Below are 19,148 nucleotides of genomic sequence, written 5' to 3'. Positions count from 1 at the left end.
TAATAGAACGCGGCGGTCCGTTTAACGACGAAACACGATGTCGCCCGCCACACGGGTCTCGACCACGCACTCCTCGCGGGCGAGCGTGAAGATCGCGCCGAGCGCGGCGCTCCAGTCCGGCGCCTCCTCGAGCACGGCCTCGAGCGTGCCGCCGGGCGGCGGCTTGAGCAGCACGAGGTCCGCCGCCTTGCCCGGCGTGAGGTCTCCGGCGACCGCCTCGAGCCCGATCGCCTTCGCGCCCGCGGCGGTCGCGAGGTAGAGCAGGTGCGCGGGCCCGAGCATGTGTCCCTCCGAGCGGACCATCTGCACGTGGTACGCCACGAGCGCCTCCTTGAGCATCGAGAGGCCCGTCCCGGCGCCGACGTCCGTGCCCATCCCGAACCGCACCCCGTGCTCGACGTGGCGGGCCATGGGGAAGATGCCGCTGGCCAGGAAGGCGTTGGAGGACGGGCAGTGCGCGACGGCGGTCTTGGCGCGCGCGAGGCGATGGAGACCCTCGTCGGACACGTGCACGTTGTGGGCGAGCACCGAGCACGGCCGCAGCAGCCCCGCGTCCTCGTAGGTGCCGATGTAGTCGCGGGCCTTCGGGAACAGCTCCTTCACGAACGCGATCTCGCCCGGGCTCTCGTTCACGTGGCTCGTGAACAGGGCGGTCGGCTCGTCGTCGAGCAGCGCCCGGCAGGCGTCGAGCATCGCCTCCGTGGCGGAGACGCTGAAGCGCGGCGTGATGACGTAGCGGAGCCGCCCGTGGCCGTGCCAGCGGGCGCGCAGCTCGGTGCTGCGCGCGTAGGCCTCCTCCGGCGTGACCTCGAGCTCGGGGCGCAGGTTGCGGTCGGAGACGACCAGGCCCGACGCGATCCGAAGCCCGGACGCGTCGGCGGCCTCGAAGAGCGCGTGCTGCGCCTGCGGGAAGTGGCTGCCGAAGACCAGTGCCGACGTCGTGCCGTTGAGCGCGAGGAGCCGCGTGAAGCGCGTGGCGGCGCGCTGCGCGTGGTCGAGGTCGGCCATCCTGGCCTCCTCCGGCAACGTGCGCTGCGCGAGCCACTCGAGCAGCTCGAGCCCCATCGCGCCGATCACGGGGATCTGCGGGAAGTGCACGTGCGTGTCGACCATGCCCGGGATCAGCACGCAGTCGCGCCGGTCGTGCACCGTCGCCTCGGGATGCGCGGCGAGCACGTCGGTCGCCGGCCCGGTGGCGACGATCGTCCCGTCCGCGAAGGCGACCGCGCCGTCGTCGAACGTCTCCAGCGCGTCGTCGGCCGCGAACGGATCACGCGGCGTGTGCGCGACGCGCGCGCGGATGATCGTCGTGCCGGCCACCCGCGCAGCCTACGGCCAACCACGGCGACCGCGCGCCTCCTCGTGCCGAGCGCACGCGGCCCTTACACTAGGCTCATGGCCGCCGCGACCGTTCCCTCGACCTCCGTCACCGATCTCGCCCTTGCCGCCAAGGCGGCTGCCCGGCGGTTGGCAGCGGTCCCGTCGGCGACCAAGGACGCGGCGCTGCACGCGATCGCGGACGCCCTCGAGGCGCGGATCCCGGAGATCATCGAGGCCAACGCGCGCGACCTGGAGGCCGGGCGCGAGAACGGGCTCTCGGAAGCGCTGATGGACCGCCTGGCGCTGACGGACGAGCGCGTGCGCGCGATCGCCGCCGGCACCCGCGCGATCGCGGCGCTGCCGGACCCGGTCGGCGAGGTCGTCGACGGCGGGCGGCTGCCGAACGGGCTCGAGGTCCGCAAGGTTCGAGTCCCGCTCGGCGTTGTCGCCGTGGTCTACGAGGCGCGGCCGAACGTGACCATCGACGCGGCCGCCCTGGCCTTGAAGTCGGGCAACGCGGTGCTGCTGCGGGGCTCGTCGAGCGCCACCCATTCCAACGAGGTGCTCGCCCGGATCGCGACCGAGGCGGCCAGCGCGCTGCCCGAGGGCTCGATCGGCCTCGTCGGCGGCGACCGGGCCGCGCTCACCGAGCTCGCGCAGCTCGAGGGGATCGTCGACCTGATCATCCCGCGCGGCGGCGAGGGCCTGAAGAAGGCGATCAGCGCGGTCGCCAAGGTGCCGGTCATCTACGCCGCGGCGGGCAACTGCCACGTGTACGTGGACGCCTCGGCCGACCTGGCCGCGGCGGAGCGGATCATCGTCAACGCCAAGGTCCAGCGTCCCGGCACGTGCAACTCGGCCGAGACGCTGCTCGTGCACTCCTCCGTGGCCGCCGACTTCCTGCCGGGCGCGATCGCCGCGCTGCGGGCCGAGGGCGTCGAGCTGCGCGGGGACGAGCGGGTGCGCGCGATCGACCCGAGCGTCGCCGCCGCGTCCGAGTCCGACTGGGGCGAGGAGTTCCTCGCGCTCATCCTCGCGGTGCGCGTCGTGGACTCGGTGGACGAGGCGATCGACCACGTCAACCAGTACGGCTCCGGGCATTCGGAGGCGATCGTCACCAACGACCGCTCCGCGGCCCGCGCGTTCCAGCTCGGCATCGACAGCGCCTGCATCTACGTCAACGCCTCCACGCGCTTCACGGACGGCGGCGAGTTCGGGATGGGCGCGGAGATCGGCAACTCGACCCAGAAGCTCCACGCCCGCGGGCCCATCGGGCTGCGCGAGCTGTGCTCGACGCGCTACCTGGTCGAGGGCGACGGGCACGTTCGCGCTTGAAGCTCGGCCTGCTCGGCGGCACGTTCAACCCGCCGCACATCGGTCATCTCGTCTGCGCGGCGGAGGCCTGCGACCAGCTCGGGCTCGACGAGGTGGCGTTCATCCCGGTCAACCAGCCGCCGCACAAGGAGATCGTCGGCGACCCCGGGGTGGAGGTGCGCGTGGAGCTCACGCGCCGCGCCGTGGCGGGGGACTCGCGCTTCTGGGTCTCACGCGTGGACGCGGACGTCCCGGGTCGGTCCTACACGGTCGATACCCTCAGACGGCTGCATGAGTCCAGTCCGGAGGACGAGCTGACGTTCATCATGGGTGGTGACATGGCCCACTCGCTGCCCACGTGGCACGAGCCGGAGTCGGTCCTCGCCCTGGCGACGCTGGGCGTCGCCGAACGTGAAGGCATCCGCCGCACGGACATCGTGGAGCACCTCGCCGGGCTCGCCGGCGCTGAACAGATCCGCTTCTTCGACATGCCTCGTCTCGACATCTCCTCCTCGGCCATCCGCGCACGCATGGCGCAGGGCCGTCCGATCCGTTACCTCGTGCCCGACGCTGTGGCCGAGTTCATCGCCGCCGAAGGGTTGTACGCATGACCGCTCCCCGCGCCTCCGCGCCGATCGAGCCGGCCCAGCTGGCCGACCTGATCGGCGGCTACGCGTCAGACGTCAAAGCTCAGGAGATCGTCGAGCTCGACCTGCGGGGCGTGCTCGGCTACACCGACTACTTCGTGGTCGCCACCGGCGGCTCCGATCGCCAGGTCAAGGCGATCCACGACCGCATCCACGAGAACATGAAGAAGGAGCACGGGCTGCTCCCGCGGCGCGTCGAGGGCGTCAGCGAGTCCCGCTGGATCCTCATGGACTACCTGGACGTGATCGTCCACATCTTCACCGCCGAGGCGCGCGAGTACTACCGCCTCGAGCAGCTCTGGGGCGAAGCCCCGAAGCGCGAGATCGAGTAGCGGTTCGAATCTTCCGCAAGAACGAGAAAAGGCCGCCCGTTGGGCGGCCTTTTCATTTAGTGGAGCTAGACGGGATCGAACCGACGACCTCGTGACTGCCAGTCACGCGCTCTCCCAGCTGAGCTATAGCCCCGAGCAACTTGCCGGGAGATACTTTAGCGACCTCGCGCCGCGGATGTGGTTCGTCCGGACGCTAACCTCCGCGCCTCATGGCCGAGCACCGTTACGAGCCGCACGAGATCGAGCGCCGTTGGCAGCAGATCTGGGAGCGGGAGCGCACCTGGGAAGTCTCCAACGAACCTGACGGGGCCCCGCGCTCGTACGTGCTCGAGATGCTGCCGTATCCCTCGGGCGAGCCCCACATGGGGCACCTGAAGAACTACAGCGTCGGTGACGCGGTCGCGCACTTCCGCCGCCGCAACGGCATGAAGGTGCTGCACCCGATGGGCTACGACGCGTTCGGGCTGCCCGCGGAGAACAACGCGATCAAGACCGGCAAGCATCCGCGCGTCGCCACCGAGGAGTCGATCGCCTCCTTCCAGCGCCAGTTCCGCTCCTGGGGCATCTCGATCGACTGGTCGCGCGAGTTCGGCACGCACGAGCCGCGCTACTACCGCTGGACGCAGTGGATCTTCCTGCAGCTGTTCGAGCGCGGGCTGGCCTACCGCAAGGAGGCCGCGGTCAACTGGTGTCCCAAGGACGCCACGGTGCTGGCCAACGAGCAGGTCATCGACGGGCACTGCGAGCGCTGCGGCACGGCCGTCGAGCTGCGCCAGCTCGAGCAGTGGTTCTTCCGCATCACCGACTACGCCGACCGCCTGCTCGACGATCTGGACACGATCGACTGGCCGCAGAACGTGGTCACGATGCAGCGCAACTGGATCGGCCGCTCCGAGGGCGCGGAGGTCACCTTCTCCGAGGCCGAGACCGGCCGCGAGTACTCCGTCTTCACCACCCGCCCGGACACGCTGTTCGGCGCGACCTTCTTCGTGATGGCGCCCGAGCACCCCGACGTGCTGAAGCTGGCGGCCGGGACCGAGCACGAGTCCGCCGTACGCGAGTACGTCAACAAGGTCCTGACGGAGAGCAAGGAAGAGCGCGCGGACACGGACCGCAAGAAGACCGGTGTGCCGCTGGGCCGCAGCGTCGTGAACCCGGTCAACGGCGAGAAGATCCCGATGTACGTCGCCGACTACGTGCTGATGGAGTACGGCACCGGCGCGATCATGGCCGTGCCCGGCCACGACGAGCGCGACTTCGACTTCGCGACCGAGTTCGGCCTGGAGATCCGCCAGGTCGTCGACGGCGGCGAGGACGCCGAGCTCCCGTACTCCGGGAACGGGCCGCTGATCAACTCCGCGCCGGAGTTCGACGGCCTGGGCAACCGCGACGCGCTCGAGAAGATCGTCGACTGGCTGGACCGCGAGGGCAAGGGCCACCGTTCGATCAACTACCGCCTGCGCGACTGGCTGCTCTCGCGCCAGCGCTACTGGGGCTGCCCGATCCCGATCGTCTACTGCGACGAGCACGGCATGGTCCCGGTGCCCGAGGACCAGCTGCCGGTCGAGCTGCCGGACATCGAGGACTACGCGCCGCAGGGCAAGTCCCCGCTGGCCGCGGCCGAGGACTGGGTCAACACGGAGTGCCCGATCTGCGGCGGTCCCGCGCGGCGCGAGACGGACACGATGGACACGTTCGTCGACTCGTCCTGGTACTACCTGCGCTACACCGACGCCAATAACGACGACGCCGCGTGGGACAAGAAGGTCCTGGACAGCTGGACGCCCGTCGATCAGTACGTCGGCGGCGTCGAGCACGCGATCCTGCACCTGATGTACGCGCGCTTCTTCGTGAAGGCGCTGGCCGACCTGGACCTGCTGAGCGCCCAGGAGCCCTTCAAGGCTCTGTTCACCCAGGGCATGATCACGCGCGACGGCGCGAAGATGTCCAAGTCCAAGGGCAACATGATCAGCCCGGCGCCGTACGTCGAACGCTACGGCGCGGACACCGCCCGCTCGTACATCCTCTTCATCGGTCCGCCCGACCAGGACGCGGACTGGAACGACGAGGGCGTCGAGGGCGTGCACCGCTTCCTCGCCCGTCTCTGGCGCCTGGGCATGGACGTGGCCGACGGCTTGGGCGCGCCCCAGCCGCTGCTCGGCCCGCTGGAGGCGCCCGAGGGCGACGACCTCGAGCTGATGCGCAAGGCCCACTGGGCGATCGACAAGGTCACCAACGACATGGCCGGCCGCTTCGCCTTCAACACGGCCATCTCCGCCGTGATGGAGCTGGTCAACGAGGCCTACCGCCGCCGTGAGGCGGTTTCGTCGGGGACGCTGCACTTCGCGACGGCCACCGCCGCGTCGCTGATCTTCCCGTTCGCCCCGCACACGGCCGCCGACGTCTTCGAGAAGCTCACGGGCGACCGCGTCTGGGAGACCCCCTGGCCGGACGCCGACCTGTCGCTGCTCGAGCGCGACGTCGTCCAGGTCGTCGTGCAGGTCAACGGCAAGCTGCGCGACCGCGTCGAGGCCTCGACCACGGCTTCGAAGGAAGAGCTCGAGGCGCTGGCACGCTCGCGTCCGAACGTCCTGGCTCATATCGACGGCAAGCAGGTCGTGAAGGTCATCGTCGTGCCATCCAAGCTCGTGAACTTCGTGGTCCGCTAGGGCCGCGCGCCTTTTTTCACACTTCCGCGCGTCTTAAGTTGCAAAGCGCGTGCTGATCCGTTCAGCACGCGCCCATAGGTTCCGGCCATGCCCGAACGAGACCCCCGCCGGATGGCCGCCTGGGCCGCCGCGGGCGTGGTCCTGGCCCTGCTCGCCGCCTGGTACCTCGCCCGTTCGCGACCGACCGCCGACGCCGCGCCGCCACCTGCCGTCGCCACGATCGCGGCGGCGCAGGAACCCACCGCCGAGCCGGGCGCGGCCGCACGTGGGACGAAGGTGGTCGTCGACGTCTCCGGCGCCGTCAAGCGCCCCGGCGTCTATTCGCTCACGACCCAGGACCGCGTCGAGGACGCCCTGGAGCGCGCCGGCGGCGCGACCCGCCGTGCCGACGTGACCCAGCTCAACCGCGCCGCCAAGCTCGAGGACGGCCGCCAGATCCTCGTGCCGACCCGCGGCAAGGTCGCGACCGCCACGGCCCCGACCACGCCAGGCGGCGCGGCAGCGGCGCCCGAAGGCCCGATCAACCTGAACACGGCGACGCTCGAGCAGCTGGACACGCTCGACGGCGTCGGCCCGGCCACGGCCCAGAAGATCATCGAGTACCGCGAGCAGCACGGCGGCTTCAAAACGGTCGACGAGCTCGACCAGGTCTCCGGCATCGGCGAGAAGCGCCTCGCGACGCTCCGCGAACGCGTGACGGTCTAGAGCGCGAGCGATGTCGCGGCCGCACATGGTTCCGGTGCCGGCGCAGCAAGCTCCGGGAGGCGCCTCCGCGCGGGCGCGGCTCGCCCTCGCGACGGTGCGAGCGCACCCACGGCACGTCGTGCTCGCCGCGCTGGTCGCCGGGCTGTTGCTGAGCCGTGCGCACCCCGCGGCGGTCGTGGCCACGGCGCTCGCCGCGGCCACGCTGGCCGGGGCGACCTGGCCGGCGCCGATCGCCGCCGCGGCGGTGCTGCTCGGCGCGACGCTCGCGGACGCGCGGCTCACGGCGCTGGACGCCGGCGTGCTCGCCGACATGCACGGCCGCTCGGTCACGACGCGCGTTGTCGTCCTCGAGCCGGTCCGCGAGCGTGCCCACGGCCCGGCGGTCGCGCGCGTCCGTCTCCTCGACGGCCCAGGCGCGGGTGAGCAGGCCGTGCTGCGCTCGCGCGCCTGGCCAGGGCCGCCCCGCGCCGCCCGCGAGGGTGGAAGTACGGCCGCGCCGGCGCCCGGGACGACGGGCGGCGGGGCCACGGCGGGCGCGACGTTGGGCGGCGGGGCTACGGCGGGCGTGGCGGCAGGTGGTGAGGCGGCGGCCGGGGTTGGGGCCGCTGCGGGCGGCGGGGTCACGGCGGACGAGGCGACGGGCGGCGAGGCGAAACACGGGGCGGGGCCCTCGGTCGCCGTCGGGGACATCGTCGCCGTGTCCGGGCGGGTCGCGCCGCTCGGGTTCGCGGACGCCTATCAGCGGCTGCGCAACGCGCACGCGGCTATCGACGCGTCGCGCGTCGACGCCACCGGCACGCGGCGGGGAGGCGTGGCCGGCGTGCTCGACGGCGTGCGGCGGCGGGCCGAGGCCGGGCTCGCGCAGCGGCTCGCCGCGCCCGAGGCGGCGCTGCTGCGCGGGATGGTGATCGGCGCGGACGAGCAGCTCACGGGCGAGGTCAAGGACGACTTCCAGCGCTCGGGGCTCGCGCACATCCTGGCGGTGAGCGGCCAGAACGTGATGCTGCTCGCGATCCTCGTGCTCGCGGTGGCGAGCCTGCTGGGGCTTCCGCTGCGCGCGCGGCTGGTCGTCGCCGCGCTCGCGATCGCGCTGTACGTGCCGCTCACGGGCGCCGGGCCATCGATCCAGCGGGCGGGCGTGATGGGCATCACGGGCCTGGTCGCGGCGCTCGCGGGGCGGCCCGCGCAGCGCTGGTACGCGCTGCTGCTCGCGGCGGCGGTGACGCTGGTGCTCAACCCACGCTCGGTGCAGGAGCCGGGCTGGCAGCTGTCGTTCGCGGCGGTCGCGGCGCTGCTGGCCGGGTTCGCGCCGCTCGCCGAACCGCTCAAACGCCGGCTGCCCGACCCTGTCGCCGAGGCGGCGGCGCTCACGCTCGCGGCGACGATCGGGACGGCGCCGCTGATGGCGATGCACTTCGAGGAGGTCTCGCTGGCCGCGCTGCCCGCGAACCTGCTCGCGGCGCCGGCGATCGCGCCCGTGATGTGGCTCGGCGTGCTGGCGTGCGCGGCGGCGCAACTGGCGGCACCGCTCGCCGTCCCGTTCACGTTCCTCACCGCGCCGCTGCTCGTCTACGTCCAGCACGTCGCGCGGATCACGGCGGCCACGCCGCTGTCGGTGGTCGAGATCCACGCGAGCCCGCAGCTCGTCCTGGCCGGCTGGCTCGGGCTCGTGCTGCTGACCGCCCTGGCGCTCAAACGCTGGAGCCGAACCCCGCGCAGGCGCCGCCGCGTCACGCCCGCCGCCGCGGCGCTCGCGCTCGCCGTCGTCGCCGCAGTCGTCGTGCTGAGCCGCACCACGACGGCGCCGCCCGCGCCCGGTGTCCTGCGGGTCACGTTCCTGGACATCGGCCAGGGCGACGCGACGCTGATCGAGCACGACGGCGTCACCGTCCTCATCGACACGGGCAAGCCGGACGGGCCGATCCTCACCCGCCTGCGCGAGGCGGGCGTCGACCGGCTGGACGCGCTGATGCTCACCCACGCGGAGACCGACCACGAGGGCGCCGCCCCGGCCGTGATCGCCAAGTACCGACCCCGGCTGATCGTCGACGGCGGCGCGGGCTGGAGCTCGGCCGTGCAGCGCACGCTCACCCGTCACAAGGTCCACGCGCCGGCGGCGGGGGAGACGATCACGCTCAACCACCTCCGCTTCCACGTGCTGTGGCCGCCACGGCGCCCCGCGGGCTGGACGGCGAGCGGCGACCCGAACGACAACGCGCTCGTGATGCGCCTGGAGGCCGAGGACGTGTCGGTGTTCCTGACCGCGGACGCCGAGTCGCCCGTGCTCAGCCGGCTCGCGCTCGCTCCGGTCGACGTGCTCAAGGTGCCCCACCACGGCAGCGCCGACCCGGGCCTGCCCGCCCTCCTCCAGCAACTGCAGCCCAAGGTCGCCGCGATCGAGGTGGGTAAGGAGAACACGTACGGCCATCCGGACCCGTCCACCACGCGCGCGCTGGCCGCGGCCGTGCCCACCGTCGTCCGCACGGACACCGACGGCACGGTGCGCCTCCACGCCGACGACGGACGCCTGGCGATCCAACGCTGATGTCCGCAGCCGGACACACGCCACACCCGCTCATACCGGGCAACCACCGGGGTTGGTCACCAAACCGTCACCTCTCAGCGCGACGCACCTGTAAGTTGACGCCGTCTTTCGGATTCCCCCGCGGAAAGGACTCCTCCATCGTGAAACCCCGTCTTCTGACCGTCGCGACGACGGCGATCGCCGCGCTTGCGCTCGCGGCACCCGCAGCGCATGCGGCCGGCCCGGTCGTGATCTCGCAGGTGGCGTTCGGCGGCCCCGGCGGCGGCAACGACGAAGTCATCGAGCTCCGCAACGTCTCCGGCGCCGCCGTCGCGATCGGCGGCTGGACGATCGTCGGTGCCAACAGCGCCGGCACCAACAGCGTGCGGGCGACCGTGCCCGCCGGCGCTTCGCTGCCGGCGAACGGGACGTTCGTGTTCGCCAACTCGGCCGGCACGTTCACGGCGCAGTCCGACGTGCAGTACGGCACGGGTATCACGGCCACGGGCGGCATCGCCCTGCGCAACGGGTCGGCGACCGTCGACGCCTTCGGCTCGACCGCCGCCCCGCAGGCCTACCGCGAAGGCGCGGGCCTCGCCCAGCCGTCGACCGGCCCCGGCGGGTTCATCCGCAAGAACGGCGGCACGCAGGACACCGACGACAACGCGGCCGACTTCACCGGTCCGACGACGCCGACCCCCACCAAGTGCGGCAGCGCCTGCACCGGTGGTCCGGTCGAGCCCGGCGAGGGCTGCCAGACCGCCCCGGCGGTCACCAGCATCACGAGCATCCAAACGCTCGGCGCCTCGTCGGCGTGCAACGGCACGCGCGTCCGCATCAAGGGCATCGTGACCGGCATCGACAACCTCTACGGCTCCTCCTACGACGCCATCTACAAGGGCGACTCGGGCATCTGGATCCAGGAGGAGACCCGTTCGGCGACGGCCACCACCTCGAGCGCCATCTTCGTGGCGGGCATCCGCCGCAGCGCGACCAACCCGGCGGACGTCATCGGCCGTGAGGTCGTCATCGAGGGTCGCGCGAACGCGAAGTTCGGCCAGGTCGAGATCGTGCCGGACGGCGTCGGCTCCACGACGAACCCGAACGCCCAGGAAGTCGACCTGAACACGGTCGCCGTCTCCGTCTCCACGGACAAGAAGCCGCTCCCGGAGGCGGTCGTCCTCGACCAGACCAAGGCCGAGAACCAGGACCCGATCAACCGCCCGTACTACCGCGCGCTGCAGGGCATGCGCGTGACGCTTCCGGTCGGCATCGCCACCGGCGGCGGCACGACCAAGTTCCGTGACGTCTTCGTCGAGCCCGGAACGGACGCCACGCGCCTGTTCCGCAAGAACGACGCGGCCGCCGAGACCACCCCGTGGTCGGACGCGCCCGCCGAGCTCGGCATCTCGCCCGACGGTGGCGCCGGCAACCCCGCCGACCCGCGCCTGCCGTGGCGCAGCCTCACGCAGGTCGACCTGGACCTCTTCGACGTCGTCAAGAGCGTCACGGGCCCGCTGAGCTACAGCTACAGCTTCTTCAAGATCGTGCCTCAGCTCACGGGCGCGACCGCCCCGACGATCGAGCGCGGCCCGATCAACGCCGCGTACCCGCCGGCCGTCCCGACGCCGGAGGACAACACGCTGCGCGTCGCCTCCTTCAACGTCGAGAACCTGTTCCCGGTGGGCGAGAGCAACGACGGCCACACCATCACCGACGCCGAGTACGAGGAGCGCATCCGCACGATCGCCCTGGCGATCAAGAACTTCCTCAAGGAGCCGGACGTCATCGCCGTCCAGGAAGTCGCGGTCCTCAACGGCAAGAACGCGCTCACCGGCCTGGCCGCGAAGCTCGGCAACTACACGGGCTATATCGCCCCGAACAACGACGGCCGCGGCATCGCGCCCGGCTTCCTCGTCAAGAACGGCACGACGGCCACCAACGGCCGCGTGATCGGCGCCGACGTCCCCGGCCCGTGGGCCAACGCGGGCGTCTGCGACCTCTACCCGGGCAAGCTGTTCGACCGCGCCCCGTACGCGCTCGAGCTCAAGAAGGGCGACATCACCTTCACCGCCCTCAGCAACCACTGGGCGTCGCAGTCGCACCAGAACCAGTGCCGGATCGACGAGGCGGCCTGGGTCAACACGGCCGCCAAGCAGATGCAGCAGGAGGGCAAGAACGTCCTCGTCGCCGGTGACCTGAACGACTTCGAGTTCTCCACCGCGCTCAGCACGCTCGCGGGCGGCAACGCCCTCGCGAACCTGTGGACCAAGGCGCCGGTGGGCCAGGCCTACTCGTACAAGTTCAACGGCCACCTGCAGACGCTGGACCACATCTTCGTCTCCTCCGGCCTCGAGTCGCGCGTGACGGACTTCCGCTACGTGCACTTCGACAACGACTACTACGAGCGCCCCGAGGGCGACGGCAGCGGCATCTCCGACCATGACCCGCCGGTCGTGACGTTCGAGCTCGCCAAGGGCGCGAGCGTCTCGCAGCCGAGCAACCTCACCGGCAGCGTCCCCGCGACGCTGGCGCTGACGATCGGCGACGCCTCGTTCGGCACGTTCCTGCCGGGTGTGGCTCGCGACTACACGACGACGCTGGACGCGACGGTCACCTCGACCGGCGCGGATGCGACGCTGAGCGTCAACGACGCCTCCACCACGGCCACCGGCCGCCTGGTCAACGGCGTGCACGCGCTCCGCACGCCCGTGCAGGTCAACGCCAACGGCGGCACGTACGCGCCGCTGAAGACCGACAGCAGCCCGCTGGCGCTGGCGTCCTGGACCGAGCCGATCAGCGTCCGCAAGGTCACGGTCGGCTTCAAGCAGTCGATCGCAGCCGAGGACGGCCTGCGCACCGGCAGCTACTCCAAGACGCTCACGTTCACCCTGAGCACCACCACGCCGTAACCGCGCGCCGAGCGCGCCGAACGTAACCCGAGGGGGCGCCACTGCGGCGCCCCCTCGGTCGTTCTACGGCGTCGTTTGTGCGAGCAGGAACACGAGCGTCTTGCCGTACTCGCCCGCGCTCAGGCCCTCACGCGCCCCGATCGACTGCCGGAACTCGAGCGCGACGGGCTCGTTGCTGACCGGCTCGGTCCAGGCGCCCAGCGTCACCGCGGCGCTCCCGACCGGCGCGAACGCACCCGTCCCGGCTCGCGCCGCCACCGGCGTCGCCAGCGCCCGTGTCCCGTTCACCAGCCGGCCCGGCACGACGCTGCTCGGGTCATACACCGTCAACGCGCTCGCCTCCGCCGTCGCCGTGACCGTCGCGTCCAGCGGCGCCACGTAATCCCGGCCGACGCCCGGCAGGAACGTGCCGAACGAAGCCGAGCCCGAGCCCAGCGACAGCCCGAGCGTCAGCGGCACCGTGCCCGAGAGGCCCACCGTGATGTCGGTCGGCAGCTCGAGCGAGAACCAGTCGGACCGGCCCTTGCTCCACTCCGGGTTGAGCGACTTCGCCTCCTGGCCGTCGTGGTAGAGGTCCGCCGCGCCCTGGTCCATCAGCAGCTGCACCGGCGCACCGGTCCGCAGCGGCGCGGGCACGTCGACGATCGCCTCCCACGCACCCGGGTCCTCGCCCGTGGTGTCCAGGGCGGGCAGCGGCGTCGGCGACTTGCGCGGCGCGTGCGACGACACACCGTCCCAGGTCCACAGCTCGTAGCGCCCGCCGGCGTCGTAGGAGCCGGCCAGCACGAGGTACTGGTCGAGCGCGTTCTTGCGGATGTCGCGGATGCTGAGCCCGCCGAGGTCCCACAGGATCGGCTCGCCGAACGTCGCCTTCGCGCTCGCCGAGGCGACCTGGTCGAAGTTGAGCACTGGCACGACCAGCGCCTTGCCACCCGGAACGGCGGGCACCAGCGGCGCCCGGAACCCGACGTACGCCACCGAGGTCGACCCCGGCGCGAACTCCAGCCCCTCGACGTTGAAGCCGTTGAGGATCTTGGGGATCTTGCCCTCGGCCGCGCCGGCCGCGAACCCGAAGCGATTCCCGTGCGCCTGGTCCCATTCGATCAGGTCGTCGCGCAGCCCGGCGTAGCGGTTCCCGAACGTCAGCTCGGTGCTCGCGCCCGATCCGCTCACCACCGTCGTGAACACGAACGCCCGCTCCGGCCGCAGCTTGCCCTCCTTGTTGTTGCCGAGCGACCCGCTCCAGTAGATCGTGTCGCCGACGCGCGTCGCGGCCTCGATGTCGACCTCGCGCGGCGCCTGCACGCGCGTCTGGAAGTCCCAGTCCTTCACGCGCCGCTCCGAGGAGTCGCGCTTGAAGAGCTTGATGATGTTGCTCTCGTCGTCGGCGACGAGCATGTAGCCGTCGCCGGCGTCGATCGCGGCCGACGCGTCCGCGCTGCCGATCAGCGAGCGGCTCGTCGCGGTCGGCGCGGCGCCCGAGGCGGCGTAGTTGACGATCGCGGTCGTCGTCTCGGTTCCGAGGCCGCTCACCCGCAGCGCGATGTCCGCGTAGCCGACGCCGCCCGCGGGCGTGATCGACACCGACCGGGTCGCGCCCATCCCACTCACGGTCACGCCGCTCAATGCCGCGACCGCCGGGTTCGACGACAGCACCGCTTCCACGCGCAACGCCGAAGCATCGACATCGCCGCCGGCCGCCGTCTTCTGCGCGACGGTGATCGTGACGCGGTCGTTCGTCGGATCGCCCACGGTGCCCGACAGGTACTCGTGCGAGAGCGTGTAGGTCGGCGCGGGCGGGCCCTGCTCAGTGGGCGTGACGTTCGAGAACGCGACGTACGCGGGGGAGTTGCCGAGCTCGATCGGCGTGCCCAGCGCGCCCGTGGCGACGTCGAAGCGGAAGACCTTGCCGCTCATGCCGCCGGGGGCGTAGCCGGTCTTGCCGTCGGGTGTGAACGCGACGCTCGTCGCGCCCAGGCTGACGATCGGTGTCCGCGGCGCGCCGGTGGCGAGGTCGAACGGCGTGAGATCACCGCTCGCCCAGTCCGACACGTAGATCGACGTGCCGTCCGGCGCGAGCGCGATCGTGCGCGGCGTCGTGCCCCCGACCACGATCGGCGTCCCGGCCGTCGCGGTGGCGAGATCGATCGGGACGAGCTGCTTGTTGGTCTCGGCGAACGCCCACGCGGTCTTGCCGTCCGGGGTGATGACGACGGACTGCGGGTTGCCGGGGACCGGGATCGTCGACAGCACAGCGCCCGTCGCGACCGACACGATCTGCACCTGGCTGCCGCTGTAGTTCGTCACGACGACCTTCGTGCCGTCGGGCGTGATCGCGATCCCGCGCGGGCCGTTCCCGGTCGTGATCGCCGGGCCGGTCGCGCCGGTCGCGGCGTCGACGGGGATGAGCTGGCGCGAGAACTGGCGCGTCACGTAGAGCTTCGTGCCGTCCGGTGTGATCGCGAGGCCGGCCGGGACCGTGCCGATCGTGATCGTCGACTTGACCGTGCGCGTGGCCGCGTCGATCACCGACAGGAGCCCGGGGCTGGCCCCCAGGGTGTAGATGGTCTTGCCGTCCGGCGAGGCGACGACGAGCTGGGTCTCACCGGTGGTGAGCGCGATCCGCTCGCCGGGCACGCCCGTGGCGACGTCGACCGGGAACACGGACGCGTTGCCGTCGGTCACGAACGCCGTCGGGGCCGCGAGCGCGGACCCCGATCCAACCAGTGTGAGCACGGCACCGGTCGCCGCTGCGGCGACCATCCTGCTGAGCAAAGGCACAGATCCTCCTGATCCTGTGGATTGGAACGCCATGAGAGTTCCAATGCGCCAAAACCGGGAGGTTGCCGTCCAGTTACGGGGATAGACTCGCTCCGCGTGCCTGCTTTCCGCGCCGCGTACCTCATCCACGGCGACGACCACGGTCGGATCGCCGAGCGGCGCGCCCGTCTACGCGCGATGGCCGAGGAGTCGGCGGGCACGGCCGGTGTCGAGGTCTACGAGGGCGACCAGTGCACGCCCGCGGCGCTGGAGATCGCGATCTCGACGATGACGTTCGCGATGGGCCGGCGGTTCGTGATCGCCGACGGCGTCGAGCGCTGGAAGGACGCCGAGGTCACCGGTGTCGCCACCGCGCTCAAGTCGGCCGATCCCGAGACGCTGACGGTCGCGTTCTTCGCCCGCGAAGAGGGCCGCTACAAGGCGCCGGACAAGCTGCACGACGCCGTCAAGAAGGTCGAAGGGCAGATCGCGGCCGAGAACAACGTCAAGGCCTGGGATCTGCCGAAGTGGCTGGAGGCACAGGCCAAGGGCCTGAAGATCGACCTGGACCGGGAGGGCGCCAAAGCGCTCGTCGCGCAGGTCGGGGAGCGCCAGCAGCGGCTGATGCGCGAGCTGGAGAAGCTCGCGCTCGAGCACGGGCCGGGGGCCTACATCGGGCCGGAGGAGGTCATCGACTCCTGTGCGACGTCCTCCGAGAAGAAGGTCTGGAGCCTCGCCGACGCGCTCGTCGCGGGCGACAAGCAGGCGTCGCTGGAGCTGCTGCTCGAGCTGCGCCAGCAGGGTGAGCGGGTCACGGGCCTCATCTACAACATGGTCCGCCGGCTGCGCGACGCGGTCACCGTGGCAGAAGCGTTGCACGCGGGGCAGGCGCCCGCGCAGGTCAAGCGCACGCTGCGGATGCCGCCGCGCGCCGCCGACAAGTTCATCAAGGACGTCGGGGCGCGGGATCTCGAGTCGCTGCGCCAAGCGCTTGCGGCGATGGCCGACCTCGAGGCCGCGACGCGCGGGCACCTGGGCGGCGGGCTCAATGAGGACACGGTCGCCATCCGCGCCGTCCTCGCTGCCGCCGCCTGAGCGAACTCCCTAGCATCCAGCGGCAATGTCGCTGGACAACGCGAACCCTCCGCTCTCTTCCCCCTTCCCGCCGATCGCGGACTACGGCTTCCTCTCGGACTGCGAGACGAACGCCCTGGTGGCGCCGTCCGGCGCGATCGAGTGGCTGTGCCTGCCCCGCCATGACGGTCCGAGCGTGTTCGGCGCGGTCCTGGACCGCGACGCCGGCACGTTCCGGCTCGGCCCGGCGGACACGATGGTCCCCGCCGCCCGGCGCTACCTGCCGGGCACGATGATCCTGGAGACCACCTGGGGCACCGACCGCGGCTGGCTGATCGTCCGCGACGTGCTGCTGATCGGCCCGTGGCACGACAAGGAGGAGCGCTCCACGACGCACCGGCGCGCCCCCACGGACTACGACGCCGACCACGTGCTCCTGCGCACGATGCGTTGCGTGAACGGCTCGGTCGAGGTCCAGATGGAGTGCGACCCGATCTTCGACTACGGCCGCCGCTACGCGCAGTGGGAGTACGCGGGTGAGGGCTACCACGAGGCGGTCGCGACCGCCGAGGGCTGGGGCACCAAGCTGCACCTGACGACCGACCTGCGCGTCGGCTTCGAGGGCTCGCGCGTGCGAGCGGTCAGCACCCTGAAGGCGGGGGAGACCGCGTTCGTCTCGCTGGCGTTCTCGGAGCACCCCGGCCCGAAGACGTACGACGAGGCCTACGAGCGCCTGGTCAACACCGCCGACTACTGGCACCAGTGGCTCGCGCACGGCACGTTCCCGGATCATCCGTGGCGCCAGTACCTCCAGCGCAGCGCCCTCACGCTGAAGGGCCTGAGCTACTCGCCGACGGGCGCGATGATCGCCGCCGCGACCACGAGCCTCCCCGAGACCCCGGGTGGCGAGCGCAACTGGGACTACCGCTACAGCTGGGTCCGCGACAGCACCTTCATGCTCTGGGGCCTGCACTCGCTCGGCTTCGAGTGGGAGGCCAACGACTACTTCTACTTCATGCAGGACGCGGCACAGGCCGACGACCTGCAGGTCATGTACGGCATCCAGGGCGAGCGTGAGCTGATCGAGGAGACGCTCGACCACCTCAGCGGCTACGACAACGCCCGCCCTGTCCGCATCGGCAACGGCGCCTACAACCAGCGCCAGCACGACGTGTGGGGCACGATGCTGGACTCGATCTTCCTGCACGCCAAGTCCCGCGACCACCTGCCCGAGCGCCGCTGGCCGCTGATCAAGAGCCTGGTCGAGGCCGCGATCGAGAACTGGCAGAAGCCCGACCGCGGCATCTGGGAGGTGCGCGGCGAGGACAAGCACTTCGTGTCCTCGAAGGTCATGTGCTGGGTCGCGTGCGACCGTGGCGCCCGCCTCGCGACGCTGCGCGAGAACCACGAGCAGTCCGAGATCTGGCGCGCGAAGGCCGACGAGATCAAGGCCGACATCCTCGAGCATGGCTGCAAGGACGGCGTCTTCACCCAGCACTACGACACCGAGGCGCTGGACGCGAGCGCGCTGCTGATCCCGCTCGTGCGCTTCCTGCCGCCGACGGACGAGCGCGTGCGCAAGACGGTGATGGCGATCGCCAACGACCTGACGATCGACGGGCTCGTGCTGCGCTACAAGGTCGAGGAGACCGACGACGGCCTCCAGGGCGAGGAGGGCACGTTCACGATCTGCTCGTTCTGGCTCGTGAGCGCCCTGAGCGAGATCGGCGAGCACCACCTGGCGCGCGACCTGTGCCAGAAGCTGCTCGGCTACGCGTCCCCGCTGCACCTGTACGCGGAGGAGATCGACCCGCGCAGCGGCCGCCACCTCGGCAACTTCCCGCAGGCGTTCACGCACCTCGCGCTGATCAACGCCGTGATGCACGTGATCCGCGCCGACGAGAAGCTCGCCGCCGGCCTGCAGCCGCTCTCCGCCCAGGACGAGCCGCTGCCGCCCACGGAAGTGGCCGCGGCGCCGGCGAAGAAGAAGCGCGCCGCCTAGGGGCTAACCGACCCGCGCTCCGGCCGACTCGAGGTCGCGCCGGAGCGCCGCCGCCGCTTCCGGGCTCAGTCCCGACACGATCAGCGTCGGCGCCGACTCGACGAGGTCCTTGGCCTCCCTGAGCCCGAGCCCGCTGGCCTCGCGGACCACCTTGATCACCGCGATCTTCTTCGGGCCGACCTCGGCGAGGAAGACGGATCCGCCGCCGGCGGTCGGCGTGGTCGGGGCGGGCGGAGCGGTCGCCGTCCGTGTCGTCTCCACCCGTGGCGGGACACGCGGGGCCAAGGGCAGACCGTTCTCCCCGATGGTGTCGTCGGCGTGATCGCGCCCCAGCAGGCGGCGGAGGAAGCTCATGGCTCGATCCTAGGCGGCTTCGACCCGCGCCCCGGCCGACTCGAGCTCGTGCCGGAGCGCTGCCGCCCGCTCCGTACTCAACCCGGACGCGACGACGGTCGGCGCCGCGTCGACGAGCTCCTTGGCCTCACGCAGCGTGAGGCCGGTCGCCGTGCACACGCGCTTGATCACCCGGAGCCGGTCCTCGCCCGCGTCGACGAGCTTCACCGTGGACTCGCCCGTCGGCGCCGCGGACGGCACGACGGGCGCCGGAGGCGGCGGCTCGCGCAGCTCGACGATCGCTCCCGCACGCTGGAGCTCCTCACGCAGGACCTCCGCCAGCGCGGCGTGCAGCCCGCGACCGACGAACGCAGGGAGCCACTCGACGAGCTCCGCGGCCCGGCGCGGGCCGACGTCCGTGACCACGTCGATCGCGGCGATCACGTCGGCCGGGCGCGGACCGACGTCCACGATCGTGAGCACGGGCGGCATCGAGCCCATTAAACGAAAAAGGCGCCGGCTTGCCGGCGCCTTGAACGGCGAGGAAGATCGCGAA

At 71.6% G+C, this 19,148-nt stretch carries 13 protein-coding genes and 1 tRNA gene; 9 read left to right on the top strand and 5 right to left on the bottom strand.

What is annotated here, in order from left to right; all coding sequences use genetic code 11:
- Positions 1–21 precede the first annotated feature (21 nt).
- Positions 22–1,320, bottom strand: coding sequence for a guanine deaminase (guaD, locus tag OJ997_RS15870; protein ID WP_270026139.1), 1,299 nt, complete (start codon positions 1,318–1,320; stop codon positions 22–24).
- Between the two features lie 75 nt (positions 1,321–1,395).
- On the opposite strand from guaD, the gene OJ997_RS15865 reads away from it, so the two are divergent.
- From OJ997_RS15865 to rsfS, 3 genes are read left to right on the top strand one after another with little or no spacing between them, the layout of a single operon-like run.
- On the top strand, positions 1,396–2,655 hold the full coding sequence (locus OJ997_RS15865; protein WP_270026138.1) for a glutamate-5-semialdehyde dehydrogenase: 1,260 nt from the start codon (positions 1,396–1,398) through the stop codon (positions 2,653–2,655).
- A complete protein-coding gene (gene nadD, locus OJ997_RS15860; RefSeq protein WP_270026137.1) occupies positions 2,652–3,245 on the top strand; it encodes a nicotinate-nucleotide adenylyltransferase in 594 nt (197 codons plus the stop codon). The genes OJ997_RS15865 and nadD overlap by 4 nt, the downstream gene beginning before the upstream one ends.
- A complete protein-coding gene (gene rsfS, locus OJ997_RS15855; RefSeq protein ID WP_270026135.1) occupies positions 3,242–3,613 on the top strand; it encodes a ribosome silencing factor in 372 nt (123 codons plus the stop codon). The genes nadD and rsfS overlap by 4 nt, the downstream gene beginning before the upstream one ends.
- A 60-nt stretch (positions 3,614–3,673) precedes the next feature.
- Here rsfS and OJ997_RS15850 read toward each other — a convergent pair.
- Positions 3,674–3,746, bottom strand: a tRNA-Ala gene (locus OJ997_RS15850).
- Between the two features lie 76 nt (positions 3,747–3,822).
- On the opposite strand from OJ997_RS15850, the gene leuS reads away from it, so the two are divergent.
- The 4 genes from leuS to OJ997_RS15830 all read left to right on the top strand — a co-directional run bounded on the left by leuS (position 3,823) and on the right by OJ997_RS15830 (position 12,423).
- Positions 3,823–6,282 (top strand): leucine--tRNA ligase, encoded by a 2,460-nt coding sequence (gene leuS / locus OJ997_RS15845; protein WP_270026134.1) that lies wholly within the window; start codon positions 3,823–3,825, stop codon positions 6,280–6,282.
- Positions 6,283–6,369: 87 nt separating this feature from the next.
- Complete coding sequence (locus tag OJ997_RS15840) at positions 6,370–6,987, top strand: helix-hairpin-helix domain-containing protein (RefSeq protein ID WP_270026133.1); 618 nt, start codon at positions 6,370–6,372, stop codon at positions 6,985–6,987.
- Between the two features lie 10 nt (positions 6,988–6,997).
- Positions 6,998–9,532 carry a DNA internalization-related competence protein ComEC/Rec2 gene (locus OJ997_RS15835; RefSeq protein ID WP_270026132.1) on the top strand — a complete coding sequence of 845 codons (2,535 nt, stop codon included), beginning with the start codon at positions 6,998–7,000 and terminating at the stop codon, positions 9,530–9,532.
- A 140-nt stretch (positions 9,533–9,672) separates the two neighbouring features.
- Entirely contained in the window at positions 9,673–12,423 is a 2,751-nt protein-coding gene (locus OJ997_RS15830) for a lamin tail domain-containing protein (RefSeq protein WP_270026131.1), read from the top strand.
- 63 nt (positions 12,424–12,486) lie between these two features.
- Here the strand turns inward: OJ997_RS15830 and OJ997_RS15825 are convergent, their stop codons facing one another.
- A complete protein-coding gene (locus tag OJ997_RS15825) occupies positions 12,487–15,198 on the bottom strand; it encodes a YncE family protein (protein ID WP_270026130.1) in 2,712 nt (903 codons plus the stop codon).
- Between the two features lie 102 nt (positions 15,199–15,300).
- Here OJ997_RS15825 and holA point away from each other — a divergent pair, with 102 nt between their 5' ends.
- Positions 15,301–16,278, top strand: a complete 978-nt coding sequence (gene holA, locus OJ997_RS15820) for a DNA polymerase III subunit delta (RefSeq protein WP_270026129.1) — start codon at positions 15,301–15,303, stop codon at positions 16,276–16,278.
- Positions 16,279–16,303: 25 nt separating this feature from the next.
- Positions 16,304–18,259: a glycoside hydrolase family 15 protein gene (locus OJ997_RS15815; protein ID WP_270026128.1), complete on the top strand. Its 1,956-nt coding sequence runs from the start codon at positions 16,304–16,306 to the stop codon at positions 18,257–18,259.
- 3 nt (positions 18,260–18,262) lie between these two features.
- Here OJ997_RS15815 and OJ997_RS38120 read toward each other — a convergent pair whose 3' ends face one another.
- Both OJ997_RS38120 and OJ997_RS15805 read right to left on the bottom strand, forming a co-directional pair.
- On the bottom strand, positions 18,263–18,613 hold the full coding sequence (locus OJ997_RS38120) for a ribosomal protein bL12 (protein ID WP_372517902.1): 351 nt from the start codon (positions 18,611–18,613) through the stop codon (positions 18,263–18,265).
- A 9-nt stretch (positions 18,614–18,622) separates the two neighbouring features.
- Positions 18,623–19,084: a ribosomal protein L7/L12 gene (locus OJ997_RS15805; protein ID WP_270026127.1), complete on the bottom strand. Its 462-nt coding sequence runs from the start codon at positions 19,082–19,084 to the stop codon at positions 18,623–18,625.
- Positions 19,085–19,148: the final 64 nt, after the last annotated feature.

This window comes from Solirubrobacter phytolaccae (assembly GCF_027587195.1).
Classification (GTDB): domain Bacteria; phylum Actinomycetota; class Thermoleophilia; order Solirubrobacterales; family Solirubrobacteraceae; genus Solirubrobacter; species Solirubrobacter phytolaccae.
This window is presented reverse-complemented; position numbering and strand designations above follow the sequence as displayed.